20 protein-coding genes and 1 pseudogene are annotated in these 19371 nt (G+C 69.4%); 18 read left to right on the forward strand and 3 right to left on the reverse strand.

All coding sequences use genetic code 11. The features are described 5' to 3' along the window. Positions 1 to 33 precede the first annotated feature (33 nt). From ABZ887_RS00640 to ABZ887_RS00675, 8 genes and pseudogenes are all read left to right on the forward strand, one after another. The gene (locus ABZ887_RS00640; protein WP_361281313.1) at positions 34 to 957 is read left to right on the forward strand and encodes an arginase family protein; all 924 of its coding nucleotides are present in this window, start codon (positions 34 to 36) and stop codon (positions 955 to 957) included. 10 nt (positions 958 to 967) lie between these two features. Continuing rightward, positions 968 to 1630 (forward strand): annotated as a pseudogene (locus ABZ887_RS00645) (NAD(P)-binding domain-containing protein); the annotation flags it as partial. Between the two features lie 60 nt (positions 1631 to 1690). After that, positions 1691 to 2458, forward strand: coding sequence for an NAD(P)-binding domain-containing protein (locus ABZ887_RS00650; RefSeq protein ID WP_361281315.1), 768 nt, complete (start codon positions 1691 to 1693; stop codon positions 2456 to 2458). Positions 2459 to 2634: 176 nt separating this feature from the next. Beyond that, on the forward strand, positions 2635 to 3249 hold the full coding sequence (locus ABZ887_RS00655) for a TetR/AcrR family transcriptional regulator (protein ID WP_361281317.1): 615 nt from the start codon (positions 2635 to 2637) through the stop codon (positions 3247 to 3249). Between the two features lie 315 nt (positions 3250 to 3564). Next, the gene (locus tag ABZ887_RS00660; RefSeq protein WP_361281319.1) at positions 3565 to 4236 is read left to right on the forward strand and encodes a fumarylacetoacetate hydrolase family protein; all 672 of its coding nucleotides are present in this window, start codon (positions 3565 to 3567) and stop codon (positions 4234 to 4236) included. After that, complete coding sequence (locus ABZ887_RS00665; RefSeq protein WP_361281322.1) at positions 4233 to 6026, forward strand: biotin carboxylase N-terminal domain-containing protein; 1794 nt, start codon at positions 4233 to 4235, stop codon at positions 6024 to 6026. Before ABZ887_RS00660 ends, ABZ887_RS00665 begins: the two co-directional genes overlap by 4 nt. Continuing rightward, positions 6023 to 6961: a CoA ester lyase gene (locus ABZ887_RS00670; RefSeq protein ID WP_361281324.1), complete on the forward strand. Its 939-nt coding sequence runs from the start codon at positions 6023 to 6025 to the stop codon at positions 6959 to 6961. Before ABZ887_RS00665 ends, ABZ887_RS00670 begins: the two co-directional genes overlap by 4 nt. Next, entirely contained in the window at positions 6958 to 7407 is a 450-nt protein-coding gene (locus tag ABZ887_RS00675) for a MaoC family dehydratase (RefSeq protein ID WP_361281326.1), read from the forward strand. Before ABZ887_RS00670 ends, ABZ887_RS00675 begins: the two co-directional genes overlap by 4 nt. 7 nt (positions 7408 to 7414) lie before the next feature. On the opposite strand, the gene ABZ887_RS00680 is transcribed toward ABZ887_RS00675, so the two are convergent. Next, complete coding sequence (locus tag ABZ887_RS00680) at positions 7415 to 7861, reverse strand: MaoC/PaaZ C-terminal domain-containing protein (RefSeq protein WP_361281329.1); 447 nt, start codon at positions 7859 to 7861, stop codon at positions 7415 to 7417. A gap of 104 nt (positions 7862 to 7965) precedes the next feature. Between ABZ887_RS00680 and ABZ887_RS00685 the strand changes: the two genes are divergently transcribed. The 4 genes from ABZ887_RS00685 to ABZ887_RS00700 are packed head-to-tail and all read left to right on the forward strand — an operon-like array spanning position 7966 to position 11909. Next, positions 7966 to 9498, forward strand: a complete 1533-nt coding sequence (locus ABZ887_RS00685) for an acyl-CoA carboxylase subunit beta (RefSeq protein WP_361281331.1) — start codon at positions 7966 to 7968, stop codon at positions 9496 to 9498. 28 nt (positions 9499 to 9526) lie between these two features. Then, on the forward strand, positions 9527 to 10711 hold the full coding sequence (locus ABZ887_RS00690; protein WP_361281333.1) for an acyl-CoA dehydrogenase family protein: 1185 nt from the start codon (positions 9527 to 9529) through the stop codon (positions 10709 to 10711). Positions 10712 to 10743: 32 nt separating this feature from the next. Next, positions 10744 to 11145: a cupin domain-containing protein gene (locus ABZ887_RS00695; protein WP_361281335.1), complete on the forward strand. Its 402-nt coding sequence runs from the start codon at positions 10744 to 10746 to the stop codon at positions 11143 to 11145. A 50-nt stretch (positions 11146 to 11195) separates the two neighbouring features. Continuing rightward, the gene (locus tag ABZ887_RS00700; protein WP_361281338.1) at positions 11196 to 11909 is read left to right on the forward strand and encodes a fumarylacetoacetate hydrolase family protein; all 714 of its coding nucleotides are present in this window, start codon (positions 11196 to 11198) and stop codon (positions 11907 to 11909) included. A gap of 26 nt (positions 11910 to 11935) precedes the next feature. Here the strand turns inward: ABZ887_RS00700 and mftG are convergent, their stop codons facing one another. Beyond that, positions 11936 to 13477 carry a mycofactocin system GMC family oxidoreductase MftG gene (gene mftG / locus ABZ887_RS00705; RefSeq protein ID WP_361282398.1) on the reverse strand — a complete coding sequence of 514 codons (1542 nt, stop codon included), beginning with the start codon at positions 13475 to 13477 and terminating at the stop codon, positions 11936 to 11938. A gap of 111 nt (positions 13478 to 13588) precedes the next feature. On the opposite strand from mftG, the gene mftA reads away from it, so the two are divergent. The 6 genes from mftA to mftF are packed head-to-tail and all read left to right on the forward strand — an operon-like array spanning position 13589 to position 18643. Beyond that, the gene (gene mftA / locus ABZ887_RS00710) at positions 13589 to 13717 is read left to right on the forward strand and encodes a mycofactocin precursor MftA (protein WP_361281340.1); all 129 of its coding nucleotides are present in this window, start codon (positions 13589 to 13591) and stop codon (positions 13715 to 13717) included. A gap of 11 nt (positions 13718 to 13728) precedes the next feature. Then, positions 13729 to 14004: a mycofactocin biosynthesis chaperone MftB gene (gene mftB, locus ABZ887_RS00715; protein ID WP_361281342.1), complete on the forward strand. Its 276-nt coding sequence runs from the start codon at positions 13729 to 13731 to the stop codon at positions 14002 to 14004. Further along, complete coding sequence (mftC, locus tag ABZ887_RS00720; RefSeq protein ID WP_361281344.1) at positions 14001 to 15242, forward strand: mycofactocin radical SAM maturase; 1242 nt, start codon at positions 14001 to 14003, stop codon at positions 15240 to 15242. The genes mftB and mftC overlap by 4 nt, the downstream gene beginning before the upstream one ends. Positions 15243 to 15267: 25 nt before the next feature. Continuing rightward, on the forward strand, positions 15268 to 16458 hold the full coding sequence (gene mftD, locus ABZ887_RS00725) for a pre-mycofactocin synthase MftD (RefSeq protein ID WP_361281347.1): 1191 nt from the start codon (positions 15268 to 15270) through the stop codon (positions 16456 to 16458). Between the two features lie 2 nt (positions 16459 to 16460). Then, the gene (mftE, locus tag ABZ887_RS00730) at positions 16461 to 17240 is read left to right on the forward strand and encodes a mycofactocin biosynthesis peptidyl-dipeptidase MftE (RefSeq protein ID WP_361281349.1); all 780 of its coding nucleotides are present in this window, start codon (positions 16461 to 16463) and stop codon (positions 17238 to 17240) included. Continuing rightward, entirely contained in the window at positions 17240 to 18643 is a 1404-nt protein-coding gene (mftF, locus tag ABZ887_RS00735) for a mycofactocin biosynthesis glycosyltransferase MftF (RefSeq protein ID WP_361281351.1), read from the forward strand. Before mftE ends, mftF begins: the two co-directional genes overlap by 1 nt. On the opposite strand, the gene mftR is transcribed toward mftF, so the two are convergent. After that, positions 18637 to 19257 (reverse strand): mycofactocin system transcriptional regulator, encoded by a 621-nt coding sequence (gene mftR, locus ABZ887_RS00740; RefSeq protein ID WP_361281353.1) that lies wholly within the window; start codon positions 19255 to 19257, stop codon positions 18637 to 18639. The two genes, mftF and mftR, sit on opposite strands and share 7 nt — an antisense overlap. Between the last annotated feature and the right edge of the window lie 114 nt (positions 19258 to 19371).

Below are 19371 nucleotides of genomic sequence, written 5' to 3' on the forward strand. Positions count from 1 at the left end.
CCGCGCGGACCGCATATCAAGGGAAGGACCCCCATGGCACAGCACGACTCCTCGCAGGCTGCCGGCTCGGAGGGCGAAGGCGTCGCTCTCCGGCTCGTATGGCCCCAGTGGCAGGGCGCCGGCGCGGCGATCGTCAAGGAACTGGCCCCCGAGTTCCCGCTCGACGTAGCCCGTCGCGGCTACACAGTGGGCACGGCCGTCCTCCAGGCAGTCCTTCCCCCGCACGAAGGCCCGACGGCGACCGTGCCGGTCACGATGTCCGACGAGGGCCTGGAGGTGCGCGACGGAGTCGAAGCCAAGGAAGTGCTCGTCAAGCAACTCGCCGGCGCATTGGAGGTCATCCGCGACCACGCCCCGGCCCGGATCATGACCATCGGCGGAGAGTGCGCCGTAAGCGTGGCTCCGTTCTCCGAGCTCGCCCGCCGCTACGGCGATGACCTGGCAGTGGTATGGATCGACTCGCACCCCGACGTGGGAACCCCGAAGAGTGAGTACCAGGGCTATCACGCGATGGCCGTCGCCGCCCTCACCGGGCACGGCGACCCCGACGTACAGGCGCTGCTGCCGGCGAACGTCTCCCCGAGCCGAGTGGCCCTGGTGGGACTCCACTCGTGGACCGACGACGACTTCCCGAACATCGCCGAGTGGGGCATCCAGCCGTTCGGCCCCGACGAACTGCGCGCGTCCACGCAGCCCTTGCTCGACTGGCTCGCCGCGACCGGCTGCTCGCGCGTCGCCCTCCACTTCGACGTCGACGCGGTCGACAGCAACGACGTCGTGCTCGGGCTCGGTATCGAACCGGACGGGCTCACCGGCACCGACGTGCGGCGCATCATCGCCGACGTCAATGAGGCCGTGGACGTCGTCGGATCCACCATCGCCGAGTTCATCCCCCGGCAGGTGATGCACCTGCAGCGGATCCTGAACGGCTTCCCGCTCCTCGCCGCAGACCACTGACCGGAGGGGAAGCACTGTGAAGTTCGGCATCATCGGCGCGGGGCAGATCGGCGGAAACCTCGCGCGTCGCCTGACCGCGCTGGGCCATGACGTCTCGGTCTCCAACTCCCGCGGGCCCGAAACCCTCGCCACGCTGGCGGGGGAGACGGGTGCGACTGCGCTGCCTCTGACGGAAGTGGTCCATGGGGCCGAGGTCGTGATCGTGACCATCCCGCTTAAGAGTGTCCCCTCGCTTCCGCGCAGCCTCTTCGGCGAGGCCGCCGACGGTGTGATCGTGATCGACACCGGCAACTACTACCCCCAGCGGGACGGCCGGATCCCGGAGATCGAGGAGGGAATGCCCGAGAGCCGCTGGACCGAAAAGCACCTCGGCCGTCCTGTCATCAAGGTCTTCAACACCACCCCTGCCCGGGACCTGATCGACGCACCACGCCCGGTTGGTTCACCGGACCGGATCGCCGTCCCCGTCGCGGGAGACGAGGAGGGCGCCAAGCGCCTGGTGAGCGCCCTGGTCGAGGAACTGGGCTTCGACGCGGTCGACGCGGGCGGACTCGATGAATCCTGGCGCCAGCAACCCGGAACACCCGTCTACGCGCGGCAGATCGACGCCGCCGCCGTCAAAGCGGCACTGGCGGCGGCATCACGCGAACGCCTCCCGGAGTTCCTCGCCTGACGCCCGTCGGGTCTCGCCATCTCAGCTCACCGAAATCTCACGCAAGGAGGATCCACAACCATGCCAGGGACCGTCGCCTTCATCGGGAGCGGCGCCATCGGCAGTGCTGTCGCCCGACTCACCGTCGCCGCCGGCCTCGACGTGGTCCTGAGCAACTCCAGAGGACCGGACAGCCTGAGCGGACTGGTGACCGAACTGGGCGGCAGGGCCAGTGCCGCCACTACCGCCGAAGCCGCCCGCGCGGCCGGAGTCGTCGCGGTGGCGATCCCCTTCGGCCTGTACGACCGGCTTCCGGCCGAGGCACTCGTGGGCAGGACCGTCATCGACACCATGAACTACTACCCCGAGCACGACGGCCGCATCGGCGAACTGGAAGACCGACAGCTCACCAGCAGCGAGATGCTCCAGCGGCACCTGCCGGGCTCCCGCGTCGTCAAGACGCTCAACAACATGGACTCCGTTCGCCTGTTCACGGGTGCCAGGCCGGCCCACTCACCTGAACGGAGCGCCTTGGCCGTCTCCTCGTGCGACGCCGGTGCCAAGGCGGACGTCGTACGGTTCCTCGACGCGATCGGCTACGACGCCGTCGACATCGGCACCCTGGCCGACAGCTGGCGCCAGGAGCCCGGCACACCAGTCAACGTGCACCCCTACCTTCCGGACCCGCCCACGGATATGACCCCGGAAGAGGCCAGGGAGTGGTTCCTCAAGGCGCCGCCTGTCACAGTGACGGCCGCGCGTGTCACCGAACTCACCGCCCAGGCGACCCGTGCATGCCGGGTCGGCGGGCGGCGCGAGGATCTCCCGCCGGGACTGCTCGGCACATAGAAATCGCGCCTGCAGGCCACTCCGAGATCCGTCCTGGGCCAGACGAACGTATGACCGTTCGTCTGGAGGTATCATGGCGAATCCGCGGAACGTGCCCGCACCCGGCAGGGCCCGCCGTGACGTGTCGGGCCGGGTGAGTCGATCGGAGACGCAGAATGCCACGTCCCACCGGCGGTGTGCGTACCGCCGACGCGATCCTGGAAGCCGCTGCAGAACTGTTCTACCAGCACGGCTACGAAGCGACCACACTCCGGGGCGTCGCGGCCAAGGTGGGCATCCAGGTCGGCAGCCTGTACAACCACATCAACGGCAAGGACGACCTGCTGCGCAGCATCATGCTGGGCATCATGGACGACCTGCTGGCCGCGCAACGTGCTGCCCTGCGCGGCCGTACGGACCCGGTGGACTGCCTGCGCGCGGCCATCGACTGCCACATCCGTTTCCATGCCGACCGCGCCCGTGAAGTCTTCATCGGAAACTCGGAACTGCGTTCTCTCGGGGAAAAGGACCGGCGCACCGTCGTGGCCAAGCGTGACCAGTACGAGCAGGTCCTGCGCGACCTGATCGAGACGGCGGCTGCCGAAGGCCGGGTGGAGCCCGTGGACGTGAGGCTGCAGGCGTACGCGATCGTCGCGGCCGGCACCCATGTTTCGACCTGGTACCGGCCCCGTGGCCCGCTGTCCCTGGACGAGATCGTCGACAAATACACCATCATCACCCTGCGGCAGCTCGGAGTGGCGAATGAGGAGATCGCCGCCATCGCCGCGCAGTCGGCCTCCGCGGTGAGCTGACCTCACGCTCACCGGACCTCTGCGCCCGGTGCCCTGATCGCTCATCGATCCGGGCACCGGGCGTTCTGCTTGTCCGTGAGCGGTTGACCTGGGCGGGGTGAACGCGTAACTTCAAAAAACAAGCGATCGTTCGTTTCGGGAGTGTACTGAATGCGCTTGGCCACGATCAGGCACGACGGCGGCACACGTGCGGCCATAGTCGAGGAAAGCCGTACTCGGCTCCTCCCTCAGTCGGATATAGGAGCGCTCCTGACCGACATCGAGGGACGACCGCTCGGTGAGTTGTCAGGGGTCCCCGGGCCGTCGCCCGACAGCGTGGAATACGCGCCCCTTGTCCCGCACCCGTCGAAGATCCTCTGTGTTGGTCTCAACTACAAGGACCACATCGCCGAGATGGGCCGCGAGACGCCCGAATACCCGACCCTGTTCGGCAAGTTCGCCGACACCCTGCTCGGCGCCGAGGACGACCTGGTCCTGCCCGCCGAGTCCGGCGCCGTCGACTGGGAGGCAGAGCTTGCCGTGGTCGTCGGCCGGACCGTACGGCACGCGAGCACCGCGGAGGCCGTCGCCGCCATCGCAGGATTCACGGTCGCCAACGACGTCTCGGCCCGTGACTGGCAACGCAGGACCGGCCAGTGGCTTCAGGGCAAGGCGTTCGAGGCGACCACGCCGCTCGGCCCGGTCCTGGTCACCGGCGAGGAAGTCGACGCAGCCGCCGACCTGGAAATCAGCTGCATGGTGGACGGCGTCGTCAAGCAGCGCAGCCGCACCTCACAGCTGCTGTTCGGCCCGGCCGACATCGTGGCCTACGTGTCGCGGTTCACCACCTTGCGCCCCGGCGATGTGCTGCTGACCGGCACCCCGGGCGGGGTAGGTGCGGGCCGCGAGCCCGCCGAGTTCCTCACCCCGGGCCAGGTACTCACCACCACGGTCGAAGGAATTGGCAGCTGCCACAACACATGTGTCGAGGAGGCGGGTCATCGATGAGCTTCTCCAAGGTCCTCGTCGCCAACCGGGGCGAGATCGCCGTCCGCGTCCTGCGCACCTGCCGCGAGCTCGGCCTGACGGGGGTGGCCGTGCACTCGGACCCCGACGCCGGGGCGCTGCACGTCCGCGTCGCCGACGAGGCGGTCCCGCTCGGCGGCACGGCGCCCGGGGAGAGCTACCTCGACATCGACAAGGTCGTGCGAGCCGCGCTCGATACCGGCGCCGGGGCCGTTCACCCGGGCTACGGCTTCCTCGCGGAGAACGCGACCTTCGCCCGCGCAGTGGAGGAGGCAGGCCTGGTCTTCATCGGCCCGCCCGCCGCCGCCATCGAGGTGATGGGCGAGAAGGTCGCCGCCCGGCAGGTCGCCGCCCGCGCCGACGTACCCCTGATCCCCGGCACCACCGAGCCCGTCACCGGCCCCGACGAGATCCGCGCCTTCGGTGCCGAGCACGGATACCCACTGGTCATCAAGGCCTCCTACGGCGGCGGTGGGCGCGGCATGCGCACGGTCGCCGGACCGGACGAGGTGGAGCAAGCCCTGGAGGCGGCCGGTCGTGAGGCCGCCGCGGCCTTCGGCCACGCCGACGTCTATGTCGAGCGCTATCTCGCCGGAGCACGCCACGTCGAGGTGCAGCTCTTCGCCGACCGGCACGGAAACGCCGTATGGCTGGGCGACCGGGACTGCTCCGTACAGCGACGCCACCAGAAGCTGGTCGAGGAGTCTCCCGCTCCTGGCCTGTCGCCCGAACTGCGCACGGCCATGGGCGAGTCCGCGGTACGGCTCGCCCGAGCCGTCGACTACGTCGGTGCCGGTACGGTCGAGTACTTGGTGGAGGGCGAGCACTTCTACTTCCTGGAGATGAACACACGTATCCAGGTGGAGCACCCGGTCACCGAAGAGGTGCTCGGTCTCGACCTGATCGCCGAGCAGCTGCGCGTCGCGGCGGGTGATCCGCTGAGTGTGACCGTGTCCGGCCTCGCGCCGCGGGGCCACGCCGTCGAATGCCGCGTCAACGCCGAGAACACGGCCGGCGGACTGTTCGTGCCGGCACCCGGCCGGATCACTGCGCTGAGTGTCCCGAACCGGCCAGGCGTGCGCTTCGACAGCGGCTACGAGGCGGGCGACGAGGTCCAGCCCTACTACGACAGCATGGTCGGCAAGTTGCTGGCCTGGGCCCCGGACCGGAACACCGCTATTCGGCGCTTGCGTGCTGTGCTGGACGAGTTCGAGGTCGGCGGCGTTCCCACCACAGTGCCCGCGGTCCGAGCCGTCCTGGACCACCCCGACTTCGCGGCCGTCTCGATCTCCACCCGCTGGCTGGAGGAGGCGGTGCAGTTCCCGGCGGACGACTTCGCATCGGTCCCGGACCCCGAGGCGGATGAGGACGAGCCCGCACGGGACGAGCTGTGGGTGGCGGGACGCCGCTACGTCGTCCCCTTCTTTGGCGGCGCCGTGCCGTCGTCGAACGCCACTGCCACCGCGGTCGCCGAACCGTCGCGGCGCGCGAGGAGCGGGGCCGGTGGCGGTGGCCGCAGGTCCGGCGGCCGTCGCGGCGGACCGGCGGGCGGCTCGGTGACCAGCCCGATGCAGGGCACGGTGGTCGCGGTGAACGTCGAGGACGGACAGACGGTGACTGAGGGTCAGGTCCTCTTCGTCGTGGAGGCGATGAAGATGGAGAACCCCGTCCGGGCCGCCGTCGGGGGAGTGGTGACCAGCCTCAAGGCAGCGCCCGGCGATGTCGTCCCCGCCGGCGCCGTCCTCGCCGTGATCGAACCGGAGACGTCGTGACCGCGTCGATCACCCCCTGTCCCGAGGAGACCGAGGAGCCGATCATGAAGCCGTACCGATCCTTGCTGTTCGTTCCCGGTCACAAGCCGACCTGGGTCGACAAGGCGCTGCGCGCCGGAGCTCACGCGCTCATCCTCGACCTGGAGGATGCCGTCCCCGTGTCGGCGAAGGCGGAGGCGCGTGCAGCGGTCGCCGACTCGATCGACCGCCTCGTGGGAAGCGGCACCGGGGTGTTCGTCCGGGTCAACCCGCTCGACACCGAGCACTTCGGCAAGGACATCGCCGCCGTGGTGCGCCCCGGACTGACCGGGCTTCTGTTGCCCAAGGTGTACGGCCGCGACGACGTGGTGGCCTACGACGCGCTCGTCACCGCCGCCGAGATCGAACACGGGATGCCGCGCGGGAGCGTGGGGCTCGTGCCGTCGCTGGAGACCGCCCGCTCGCTGGCGAACGTCGACGAGATCGCGGCCGCTCCCCGGGTGCTCTCGCTGATGGCGGCGGCCGCCAAGGACGCGGACATCTCCCGAGAGGTCGGCTTCACCTGGACTCCGGCCGGCCTTGAGACCCTCTACCTGCGCAGCAAGGTCGTACTCGCAGCCCGGGCCGCCGGGCTGCGGCACATCGTTCTGGGGCTGTGGCAGGAGATCGGGGACCTGGACGGGCTGCGGGCCTTCGCCCGTGACAACAACCGCCTCGGATACGGCGGTCAGGTACTGATCCATCCGTCCCATGTCGCCGTCGTCAATGAGGAGTACGGCCCGAGCGGCGCCGAACTCGACCGGTTGCGACGGTTGGTGGACACCTACGAACGCGGCGCCGCACTCGGTGAGGGAGCGGTGCTGTTCGACGGCGAGCACATCGATCTGGCGCACGCCCAGCACGCCAGGGACGTTCTGGCCGTGAACGAGGAGAACACGGAGGTGGCGGCGGTATGAGCGGGCTTTATTTCGAGGAGTTCGTCGTCGGTGAGATCGTGCGGCACAGCACCACGCGCACGGTGACGGAGACCGACAACCTGCTGTTCACCGCGCTGACGATGAATCCGCAGCCGCTGCACCTGGACGAGGAGTTCGCGAAGAACTCGATCTACGGCACGCGGATCGTCAACAGCGTCTTCACCCTGGGCCTCGTGGCCGGGTTGCATGTCGCGGACCTCACCCTCGGTACCACCGTGGGCAACCTCGGATTCGAGGAGGTCGTCTTCCCCAAGCCGGTGCTGATCGGGGACACGCTGCGGGTCGAGAGCGAGATCCTGGAGACCAGGGAATCGAAGTCCCGGCCCGACACCGGAATCGTCAAGCTGGAGCACCGGGCCTTCAACCAGCGCGACGAACTGGTCTGCCGCCTCCGCCGCGCGGCCCTCATGCAGCGCAAACCGTAGGGGCCGATCAGCTGTCGCGCCGACGGATCAGGAACCCGCTGGAGAAGGTCATCACCGTCTCCTGTCGTTGGTTCAGGGTCCGGTAGGCCAGGGTCCACACCCCCCTGCCCGGCTTACTGGAGGGCCGGGACTCGGTCACCTCGGCGACCGGGCGGATCGTGTCACCAAGGTGGACCGGCGCTTTGGCCCGTACTTCGTCCAGTCCGAGCCAGGCCACCACATTGCCGAACACACCGGTCTGGGTGAGCAGCCCGAGGGAGAGCGACAGCGTCAGCGGGCCGTGGGCGATGCGACCGCCGAAGGGTGTGGAGGCCGCGTACTCCGCATCGAGGTGCAGGGAGGTCCAGTCACCGGTCAGCCCCGCCCAGTTTGTGAGATGAGCGTCGGTGACGGTGATCCCCGGTCCCTGGAAGACATCCCCGACCTGCACATCCTCCCAGTAGCGCTCAGACATGGGCAGCTCCTCCCTCTTAACTTACAAGCGTTCGTTAGTTAGGCTATGTGTGGCCGCTCACGGCGGTCAAGAAGTCGAACTCGTCGGCGGATCGGATGGAAAGTATGGGTCAGACAGTCCACGAGGAGCTCTCCCAGCGGCTCGAACAGGCACGACTCGGCGGATCGGAGAAGAACCGCGAGAAGGTCCTCGCCTCGGGCAAGATGCTGGTGCGTCAGCGCCTGGAGCTGCTCTTCGACGACGGATGGTCCTTCGAGGACGGTCTGCTCGCCCGGTTCGAGGAGGGGCTGCCCGGTGACGCGGTCGTCACCTGTATCGGCAAGGTGGACGGCCGGGATGTCGCCGTCATCGCCAACGATTTCACCGTCAAGGCGGGCACCTGGGGCAAGCGGACCTTCGAGAAGATCATCCGCACCCAGGAGATCGCCGACCAGAGCGGCATCCCGCTCGTCTATCTCTTCGACTCAGCCGGCGCCCGCATCGACGAGCAGTTCGAGAGCTACGCGGGCCGTCGCGCCTGGGGCAACATCTTCTACAACCAGGTCCAGATCTCCGGTCGGATTCCGCAGGTGTGCGCGCTGTTCGGGCCGTCGCCGGCAGGTTCCGCATACGTGCCCGCACTGTGCGACTACACCGTGATGGTGCGCGGACACGCCACCGCCTACCTCGGATCCCCGCGCCTGGCGGAGATGGTCACGGGAGAGAAGGTGACGCTGGAGGAGATGGGCGGTGCCGAGATGCACTGCCGCACCTCCGGCCTCGGCGACTGCCTCGTGGAGGACGACGAGGAGGCCATCGCGGCGATTCGCGTGTGGCTGTCGTACCTGCCGTCGAACTGGGAGACCCCGCCGCCGGTCGCCGAGCCGGCCGAACCGGGTTCGGAGCGGACGGTCGAGGAGGTCGTACCGCTCCGCGAGTCCGAGGTGTACGACGTTCATGAACTGATCGACGCCGTCTTCGACGAGGACAGCTTCTTCCCCTACAAGGAGCTGTTCGCGCCGGAGATGGTCACCGGCTTCGCGCGCCTCGACGGACGCAGCGTCGGCATCATCGCCAACCAGTCGATCCACCGCGGCGGCGTCCTCTTCCCGGACTCCTCCGACAAGGCCGCGCGGTTCATCTGGATCTGCAACGCCTTCAACATCCCGCTGCTGTTCCTCGTGGACATCGCCGGCTACATGATCGGCTCCGAGGTGGAGCGGCAGGGCATCATCCGGCACGGCGCGAAGATGCTCTTCGCGGTGGCCGAGAGCAGGGTGCCGCGGATCGCCGTCCTGGTGCGCAAGGCGTACGGCGGGGGCTACCTGGCCATGTCAGGTGCCCCGATGCAGCCCGACGCGGTGATCGCCCTGCCCACCGCCAAGCCCGCCCTGATGGGACCGGACGCGGCGATCAACGGCATCCACTACAACCGCATCCAGGCCATCGAGGACCCGGACGAGCGCAAGCGCTTCGTCGCCGAGAAGCAGGCCGAGTACGCGGCCGGCATCGACGTCTTCAAGATCGCCAACGAGAACGCGGTGGAAGCCGTCGTCCCCGCCAACGACCTGCGCCGAGAGCTGATCGAACGCCTGCGGATCTACGGCCGCCGGCCCATGACCCCGCCCACCCGCCGCCAGGCCGTCACACCCGTGTGACACGGCAGCACGACCAGGAGGAACCGACATGCGTGGCCACACCCCGTCCGTCGTACCCACCGACGACGGCGACGAACGTGCCGAACTGCGGACCCTGGTCCGGCAGATCGTCGCGCGTGAGGCCACGCCCGAGCGGATCCGCGCGCTGGACGAGGCCGAGGACTTCGACTACGACCTGTACCGGGCCCTGGGCGAAGCCGGACTGATCGGCCTGGAGGCGGACACCGAGGGAACCGAGCGTGCCGACCCCCGCAGCCAGGTCGTCGTCCTGGAGGAACTCGGTGCCGGGCCCACCTCGATGGCCGTCTGCCTGGTCGTCCAGTACATGGGCGTGCACCTGCTCGCCTCCCACGGCAGCGAGGCGCAGCGCAAGCAGATCCTGGGGCCGCTGCTGGAGGGGCGCACCCGCGTGGCGTTCGCCATGACCGAGCCCGACGGCGGTACCGACGTGGCACGCGTCATGCGGACCAAGGCGGCGCAGAGGGACGACCGTTCCTGGGTGATCAACGGCGTGAAGACCTGGATCTCCGGGGCCGCAACCGCAGACCACGCCATCGTCGTCGCCCGTACCGCGCCACCCGAGCCCTCGGCCGTCGACGGCATCACCCTCTTCCTCGTGCCCTTGGAAGCACGCGGAGTCGAGGTGCACGAGCTTCCGACCATGGCCATCCACGGCCTCGACACCTGCGAGGTCCTGCTCCAGGACGTCACCGTCGACCCCGGATCCGTCCTCGGCGAGGTCGGCCGGGGCTTCCGGCAGGTGCTGGCCACTCTCAACGGCGAACGGCTCAACGCCGCGGCCGCCGCGCTCGGCATCGCCCGCGGCGCATATGAGGCGGGCCTCGACTACGCGCGTGAGCGGCAGGCCTTCGGGCGGCCCGTAGGGGCCTTCCAAACACTTCAGCACCGAATGGTCGACGACGCCGTACAGATCGAGGCCGCACGCGAACTGGTCCGCAAGGCCGCGCGTGCCGACGCACTGGGGGAGCGGGCCGACCTGCTGTCGGCCATGGCGAAACTCGCAGCGTCCGAGGCCGCGACCCGGGCTGTCGACAACGGCATGCGGGTCATGGCCGGTGCGGGCCTGAGCCGTGAGTACGCGATGCAGCGCTACTTCCGCGACGCACGGCTCTACACCTTCGCACCGCTGACCGACGACATGATCCGCAACTACCTGGGCGAGCGGCTGCTGGGACTGCCGCGGTCCTACTGACTCACGCTCATCAACCCCGAACCGGAGGAACCATGCCCGCCATCACCCCCCTGGCCAACGACCTGAACGCGCTGCCGCCCCTCGCGTCCCGCTACGTCGACGTCGAGAAACTGCCCTGGAAGCCCACCGGTTTCCCCGGCATCGACATGAAGGTTCTGCTGCGCGAGGAGGAGACAGGCCTGCTGACCGCGCTCTTCCGCTGGGAACCGGGCGCGGTGCTCCCGCTGCACGAGCACGTCGAGATCGAGCAGACCTGGGTGCTGGAGGGCAGCATCGTCGACGCCGAGGGCGAGACCACCGTCGGCAACTTCTCGTGGCGCCCCAAGGGCAACCAGCACCGGGCCACCGCGCCCAACGGCGCCCTCGTCCTGTGCTTCTTCCTCAAGCCGAACCGCTTCCTCGAGGGTCCGGCGGCCGGTACGACGCTGGAGTAGACGAGGTGAAGCTCCTTTCCTTCACGCACGCCGGACGAGTCTCGTGGGGCTTGCTGGAAGACGCCGAAGTCCTGGATCTCGGCGCCCGGCCGGCTCTGGAGACCCCCACCCTTGTCCAAGCCCTCCGCGACGACGGGCTGATGGGTATCGCCATGAACGCCCTGGGGCTCGACCCGGACGTCTCCGTGGCGGCCCTGGATCTGCTGCCACCGGTACCCCTTCCTGCCAAGATCGTCTGCGTGGACGGCGGGGCCTGGAAGGCAGGGAATGACGACCCGGACGCCGTGTGGACCCGGTTCGCGGACACCCTCGTGGCACCCGGCGGCTCCTTCACCGTTCAGCGGGAAGCGGCGGTGAGTTGGAGGGCGGGCATCGCTGCCGTGATCGGCTCGTGCAGCCGACGGGTTCCACCCAGCCATGCCCACGAGATGGTCGCCGGCTACACCTGCTTCGCCGACTGGGCCACCGGAGGGCTGAGCGGCGGCGCCGCGTTCGGCCCGTGGCTTTTGACTCCGGACGAGTTCCTGGGGGCGGTCGGTGCGGAGTTCTCGGCCCGTGTCAACGGCCGGACGGTAGGGCGGTACTCCGTCCAGCCCCTGGTGGAGCGTCTGTGGGAGCTTCTCGCCCACTGCTCCTCCTGGACCACGCTGGAACCGGGCGATGTGGTCGCCGTGTTGGCGCCCGACGTGGCCGCCGTGGAATCCGGCGACATCTGCGAGATCGAGCTGCCGAGGGTTGGAGTGCTCGTGAACGACGTGTTATGAGGTCTGATGCCGGATGCGAGGGCCCCTCAGGGCAGATCGTTGCGCATGGCGTGCGCCACGAGCTCGCCGATGAGGACGGCGGTCGCGGCCGGGCCGCGTAGCGGGGCCGTGGGCAGGATGGACGTGTCCGCCACGCGTAGTCCGGTGAGTCCATGGACCCTGCCGTAGTGGTCGACGGCCGACCCCAAGGGCACTGTGCCGCACGTGTGTTGGGATGTGCCGAGGTGGGTCGCCGCCCACCTGTCCAACGCATCGTCGTCATCCAACACTTGGGGTTCGGGCCCGAGCAGGCTGAGGGCGATCTCGGCGAAGGAGTCGCTCGCCACCAGAGCGGCGGTCGTGCGGATCACCTCGCGCAGCCGACGCCTGTCGTCGGTGGTCCCCAGATAGCCGTAGTCGATCCGGGGCAGCACCGCAGGATCCGCGGAGCGCGTGACCAGTCGGCCACTCGATCGCGGTGACAGGTCGGACACGAGGAACGCCAAAGGCGCGCGGGCAACGGCGGGTTGCCCGCCCGCCAACCCGGCGAGAGGGACGAGCGATTGAAGGACCTCCAGGTCGCCGGAGGCGTTCACACCGTCGGACGACGGCAGGTGCAGAACGCCACCCAGCCACGAGCCGACGGGCGCCTCCAGCGGCTGCCGGGGGAGCCACTCCAGGGCCACCTGTGGGTGGTCGCTGAGGCGGGCACCGACGGCGGGGAGGTCGACGACGACGGGAAGGCCGACACGTTCGAGTTCGGCGCACGGTCCGATACCGGAGAGGTGCAGCAGATGAGGCGAGGCGAACGCGCCGGCACAGAGCGCGACTTCACCGGCGTCGAGCGTGATGCGCTGTCCGTCGCGCTCGACGACGACACCGGTGGCGCGACCCCGGTCGAGGACGATCCGGCGGACCGGACAGTCGCCCTCCACAGTGAGGTTGAGCCGGTCGAGCGCGCTGAGCAGGTAGCTGATGCCGGTGTTGACCCGCACCCCGTCGACCGAGTTGGACGGCACCGGGCCGAACCCAGGCGCGCCCTGGGCGTTCTTGTCGGCCTCTTCGGAGAAGCCGAGTTCACGTGCCGCGTTCTGGAACGCCACGGCGGCCGGGTGCAGCAGACCCGTGCGCCGGATCCGCACGGGCCCGGTGCCGCCGTGCAGATCGTCGGCACCGTGGTCGAGATCGTTCTCCAGCCGTCGCATCAGCGGGAGCAGCCTGTCATACGACCACGAGGCGCCTCCCGCGGCCGACCACCGGTCGAAGTCCTCGCGCCGAGCGCGGATGAAGTAGCCGCCGTTGACAGCGGTGGAGCCGCCGAGGACGCGTCCTCGGGGAGCCGTGTACGGGCGGTCGGGTGCGAGATGCACGGCGTAGGGCAGCACCGCGGGATGGCCGGGCTGTGCGCCCGGGACGAGCCGGGCGTCGAGCAAGTCGGGCCCGAAGTCGGCCTGTTGGACGGGGCATGGTCCGGCTTCGAGCAGCAGCACGCTGCGGTCGGGGTCTTCGCTGAGGCGTGCCGCGAGAGCGGCTCCGGCAGCCCCGGCCCCCACCACGATCACATCCCAGCGACGGGCCGCAATCTCCATGGCCACCAGCCCCTTTCATTTTGGCACTTGGTGCCATTACTCTCTGGACAGAGTAACGGGGGGTCCCGCGCCCGCGACAGTGAAGTCGCGGGATGTCATCGAGGAGGTCCCATGACCGAGAATCACCCCACCCAGACCGTCGAGGCCCGTGCCGAAGAGGCCATGGCCCCCGAGCAGCTGATCGAGGCCGACGACCTGATCGAAGAGGTCTCGATCGACGGCATGTGCGGCGTCTACTAGACCGCCCCGCCATGACCACGATGGACCTCGACCGCGCCTGGGACCTGCATCCGCAGGTCTCGGTGCGGCCCGAACCGTTCGGCGCGCTGCTCTACCACTTCGGCACGCGCAAGCTGTCGTTCCTGAAGGACCGGCGACTGCTGACAGTCGTCCAGTCCCTCGCGGACGCTCCCACAGCCCGGGCCGCCTGCCTGACCGCAGGCATCGGCGAGACCGAACTGCCGCGTTACGGCAGGGCCCTGGCCGCTCTCGCCCACTCGTCGATGGTCGTCGGGAGGACCTCATGACAACGGCAACACAAGTCCCCGGCACCGCACGGCTGGTCGACCTCTTCGAGCACGGCCTGGACGCTCCCATCTGCCTCACCTGGGAACTGACCTACGCCTGCAATCTCTCCTGCAGTCACTGCCTGTCCAGCTCGGGCCGACGCGACCCGCGTGAACTGACCACCGAGGAGGCCAAGGCCGTCATCGACGAGCTGGAGGCCATGCAGGTCTTCTACGTCAACATCGGTGGCGGCGAGCCCACGGTGCGTGCCGACTTCTGGGAGCTGTTGGACTACGCCACGGCCCATCACGTGGGCGTGAAGTTCTCCACCAACGGCGTCCGGATCACTCCGGAGGTCGCCGAGCGCCTGGCCCGCAACGACTACGTCGACATCCAGATCTCACTCGACGGTGCGACCGCCGACGTCAACGACGCCGTACGCGGGACCGGTTCGTATGCCACGGCCCTCAAGGCCATGGAGAACCTCGCCACAGCCGGGATGAAGAACTTCAAGCTCTCCGTCGTGTGCACCCGGCACAACATCCCACAGCTGGACGAGTTCAAGGCGCTCGCCGACCGCTATGGCGCGCAGCTGCGGCTGACCCGGCTGCGGCCTTCCGGACGCGGCGCCGACGTCTGGGACGACCTGCACCCGCTCCCCGCCCAGCAGCGTGAGCTGTACGACTGGCTTGTGTCGCACGGGGAAAGCGTGCTCACCGGGGACTCGTTCTTCCACCTGTCCGCGTACGGCGAGGCCCTGCCTGGACTCAACCTGTGCGGAGCCGGACGTGTCGTCTGCCTCATCGACCCGGTCGGTGACGTGTACGCCTGTCCGTTCGCCATCCACGAGGAATTCCTCGCCGGCAACGTCCGTGAGCCGGGGGGCTTCGCGGGGGTGTGGCGTTCCTCGGAGCTCTTCATACGCCTGCGCGCTCCGCAGAACGGGGGAGCCTGCGCCTCCTGCGCCTTCTACGAGACGTGTAAGGGCGGGTGCATGGCCGCGAAGTTCTTCACCGGGCTGCCGCTGGACGGCCCAGATCCCGAGTGCGTACGAGGGCACGGCGAGGAACTGCTCGCCAAGCGCCCGCGGGACAAGGCTCACCTGCCCAAGCCCGCGGTGGACCACTCCCACCGCACTTCCCCGGCAGCGCGTCCGAGGCCGGTGGACGTGACGCTCGTCCATCGCCGCGAGGACCTGGAACGGCCCCCGGTGAGCGCCTGCGCGGAGCATCCGCTGGCGGGACTGAGCTTCACCTAGACCCTCAAGAGAGAAGACAGGAAACATGGGCAGAAATCCCTGGTTCGAGACGGTTGCCGAGGCCCAGCGCCGAGCCAAGAAGCAACTCCCGAGCACCGTCTACGGTGCCTTGGTCGCCGGCTCCGAGCGCGGTCGCACCATCGACGACAACACCGGTGCCTTCGCGGAACTCGGCTTCGCTCCCCGTGTGGTCGGGCACCACGCGGAGCGCGACCTGTCGACGACCGTGATGGGTGTACAGACGGCGCTGCCGGTCGTCATATCCCCGACCGGAGTACAGGCGGTGCACCCCGACGGTGAGGTGGCCGTAGCCCGCGCAGCCGCCGCCAAGGGCGTCATCATGGGCCTGAGCTCATTCGCCGGCAAACCGGTCGAAGAGGTCGCTGAGGCCAACCCCGACACCTTCTTCCAGCTGTACTGGAGCGGCACCCGCGACATCATGGTGCAGCGCATGGACCGGGCCCGGGCGGCTGGCGCCAAGGGACTCATCGTCACCCTGGACTGGTCCTTCTCCAACGGACGGGACTGGGGCAGCCCGGCCATCCCCGAGAAGGTCGACCTCAAGGCCATGGCGCGGTTCGCCCCGAACGTCGTCACCAGGCCCGGCTGGTTGTGGAAGTTCGCGAGGTCGGGCCGGATCCCGGACCTCACGGCACCCAACCTGCGGCCGCCCGGCGGCTCGGCCCCCACCTTCTTCGGGGCCTACTACGAGTGGATGCAGACCACCCCGCCGACCTGGGACGACGTCAAGTGGCTGCGTGAGGAGTGGGGCGGGCCCTTCCTGCTCAAGGGCGTGAGCCGCGTGGACGACGCCAAGCGGGCCGTCGACGCCGGTGTCACCGCCCTGTCGGTGTCCAACCACGGCGGGAACAACCTGGACACGACGCCGGCCAGTATCAGGATCCTTCCCTCGGTCGCGGAAGCCGTCGGCGACGAGGTCGAAGTGCTCCTCGACGGTGGCGTCCGGCGCGGCGGCGACGTCGCGAAGGCCCTGGCCCTCGGCGCGCGGGCGGTCCTGATCGGGCGGGCCTATCTGTGGGGTCTGGCCGCGAACGGCCAGGCGGGCGTCGAGAACGTCCTGGACATCCTGCGGGGTGGCCTCGACTCTGCCGTTCTCGGTCTGGGCCGTGCCTCCGTCCACGAACTCTCGCGCGACGATCTGGCCATCCCGCCGGGCTTCGCGGTGGCACTGGGCGCCGGTTCCGGCCCTGCCTGACCATGTCCAACCACAACGCACAGCCGCCGGCAGCCGGTGACCTGGCACGCGCTGTCTGGCCGGCCATTGCGCCGGCACCTCTGGTTCTGGTGCCAGTCGGCTCGACGGAACAGCACGGACCGCATCTGCCGCTCGACACCGACAGCGTGATCGCCCGCGCCGTCACTGTGCGAGCGGCCAGCGCCCTGCCCGGCCCTGTGCTGGTGGCACCGCCCGTGCTCTACGGTGCCAGCGGCGAGCACGCACACTTCCCCGGAACCGTCTCGATCGGGCACGAGGCCCTGTGCTCGGTGCTCGTCGAGCTGGTGCGCTCTCTGTCCCTGTGGGCCGGGTCCGTCGTCTTCGTCAACGGCCATGGTGGCAATGCGGCGAGCCTCGCCACCGCCGTCCCGCAGATGCGGGAGGAGGGCCACGAGGTGACATGGGCCGGTTGCCATGTGCCCGGCGGTGACGCGCACGCCGGCCGCACAGAGACCTCGCTGATGCTGCATCTGGCCCCGCAGGACGTGCGCTTGGACGCGGCCGTCGCCGGAGACACTCGGCCGATCGGCGCCCTCATGCCGGACCTGATCGCAGGCGGAGTCCGCGCGGTCTCTCCCTCCGGCGTGCTCGGCGACCCGACCGGCGCCTCGGCCGAGGAGGGCCGCGGGCTGATGGACCTGATGGTCGCGCGCACGGTCCGCCAGATCACCTTGGGCGTCATCGACGGCCGCGGACGTCTGGTCGATCCCGAAGAGTCACCCGCCGGCGCCTCCACCGCTGGAACAGGGAGCACACGCTGATGACACTCCCTCACGGATTCGTGGTCACCCTCGACCGGCACACCCGGGTCCTCGACGAGGGCCGCGCCCTCCTCGGTGGGTTTCCCACCCGCCTGCTCCGCCTGGCACCCAAGGCGCGGCATCTGCTGACGGGCCGGACCCTGCAGGTGTCCGACAGAGCGAGCGCCGTCCTGGCGGAACGGCTGCTCGAATGCGGACTGGCCAACCCGGTCGTCGAGTCATTGCCGCTCTGCGCCGACCCCCGGTACACGGTCGTCGTGCCGGTCCGTGACCGCGCACGCCAACTCGATCGACTGCTCACCACCGTCGGGACGGACCACCCCGTGATCGTCGTCGACGACGCCTCACTCCATCCCGAGGACGTGGCCGACGTCGCGGCCAAGCACGGCGCTCACCTGATCCCCCTGCCCGCCAACCTCGGGCCGGCCGGGGCACGCAACGCGGGACTGCGACAGGTCACCACTCCGTACGTCGTCTTCGCCGACTCCGACATCGTCCTGACCCCCGCCACGGTGGCGACCGTGCTCAGACACTTCGCCGACCCCAGGGTCGGCATGGCCGTACCGCGCATCTCGGGCCTGCGGGGCGACGCCTCCCCGAACTGGATCGGCCGCTACGAGGAGGTCCGCTCGTCGCTCGACCTCGGGCGCCATCCGGCCGCGGTACGCCCCGGCACCCCGGTCTCCTGGGCGAGCACGGCGTGCGTCGTGGCGCGTGTCGACGCCCTGGGGCAAGGTTTCGACGAGGCCATGCGCGTGGGGGAGGATGTCGACCTGTGCTGGCGGCTGATCGAGAGCGGCTGGCGCGTGCGTTACGAGCCGACCGTCGAGGCGGCTCACGAACATCGTGTGCGGCTCGACGACTGGTTCCTGCGCAAAGCGGTCTATGGCACCGGGGCCGCCCCGCTCGCCCGGCGGCACCCCGAGTACATCGCCCCCGCGGTGTTCGCCCCGTGGAGTATCGCCCTCGTGGTCGCCGTACTCGCCCAGCGGCGCTGGTCGGTGCCTGTCGCCGGCGCGGTCTTCGGAGTGGCCGCACTGCGCATCGCCCGAAAGCTGGACCGCACCGAGCACCCGTATCGGCTGGCCCTGCGCCTGACGGCCAACGGAGCTGTCAGCGCGCTGACCCAAACCTCCGCTCTGCTGAACCGACACTGGTGGCCGCTGACGGCACTGGGCTGCACGGTGTCAGGGAGGGTCCGCAGGGCCGCCGCGGTCGCCGCGCTGACGGACACAGCCCTCGAATACCGTCGGGACCGAGCGCACCTTGACCCGGTTCGCTATGGCATCGCCCGCCGCCTCGACGATCTGGCCTACGGTGTCGGCGTCTGGCTCTCCGTGGCCAAGGGCCGGTCCACCAAGGCACTTCGCCCGCGCATCGTCAGGAACCGGCGCGGTCAGTAACGGCCGAAGCCGGCTGCGAGCTCCCGCATGGCGGAGTCCAGCAGCTGACCGAGGTCCGCGTCCGCCGCTGTCAGCCAGTGTTCGTAAGCGGCGATGCAGGACGCGAGCACGGCGTGGCCGATGAGGCGAGGCTGCATGTCGGAGGGTGCCAGGCCCGTGCGCGTGGCCGCGAACCGGGTGACGACGTCCCGCCATGACGCGTAGCGCAGAGTCGAGTCGGCCTGCAGGGTGGGCACCCGGAGAATGAGTTCCATGCGCTGCCGGTGCCAGGGCACGTCGGCCGGGTCGAACCGGTTGAACTCGACCACGGCATGCCGCAGCGCGTCCATCATCGAGGTGGCGGGATCAGCCGCGCTCAGCAGCTCCTCCAGCCTGACGAGCTGTGCTTCGAAGTCGCCCCAGACAAGGTCGTTCTTGGAGGCGAAGTACCGGAAGAACGTACGGCGGCCTATGCTCGCGGCGGCGGCGATGTCGTCGACGGTGGTGCCGTCGAATCCCTGACGGGCGAAGAGCTCGAAGCCGAGCCTCTCCAGAGAACTCCGCGAACTGACCGGCGGGCGGCCCGCTTTGGGCGCCGCCGGGCCACCGCGCGTCTTGTTCTGAAGTGGTCGCACACCCGCTCATCCCTGAGACTGCCCGTCTTGCTCGGCCGACGCGAGGGCAGTGTCCGATGGGCGCGCCGTTGTCGGATGCTATCGCGGTGTCCGGAGCGGTCGGCCAGGGTCATG

The organism is Streptomyces sp. NPDC047061, from assembly GCF_040643955.1.
Classification (GTDB): domain Bacteria; phylum Actinomycetota; class Actinomycetes; order Streptomycetales; family Streptomycetaceae; genus Streptomyces.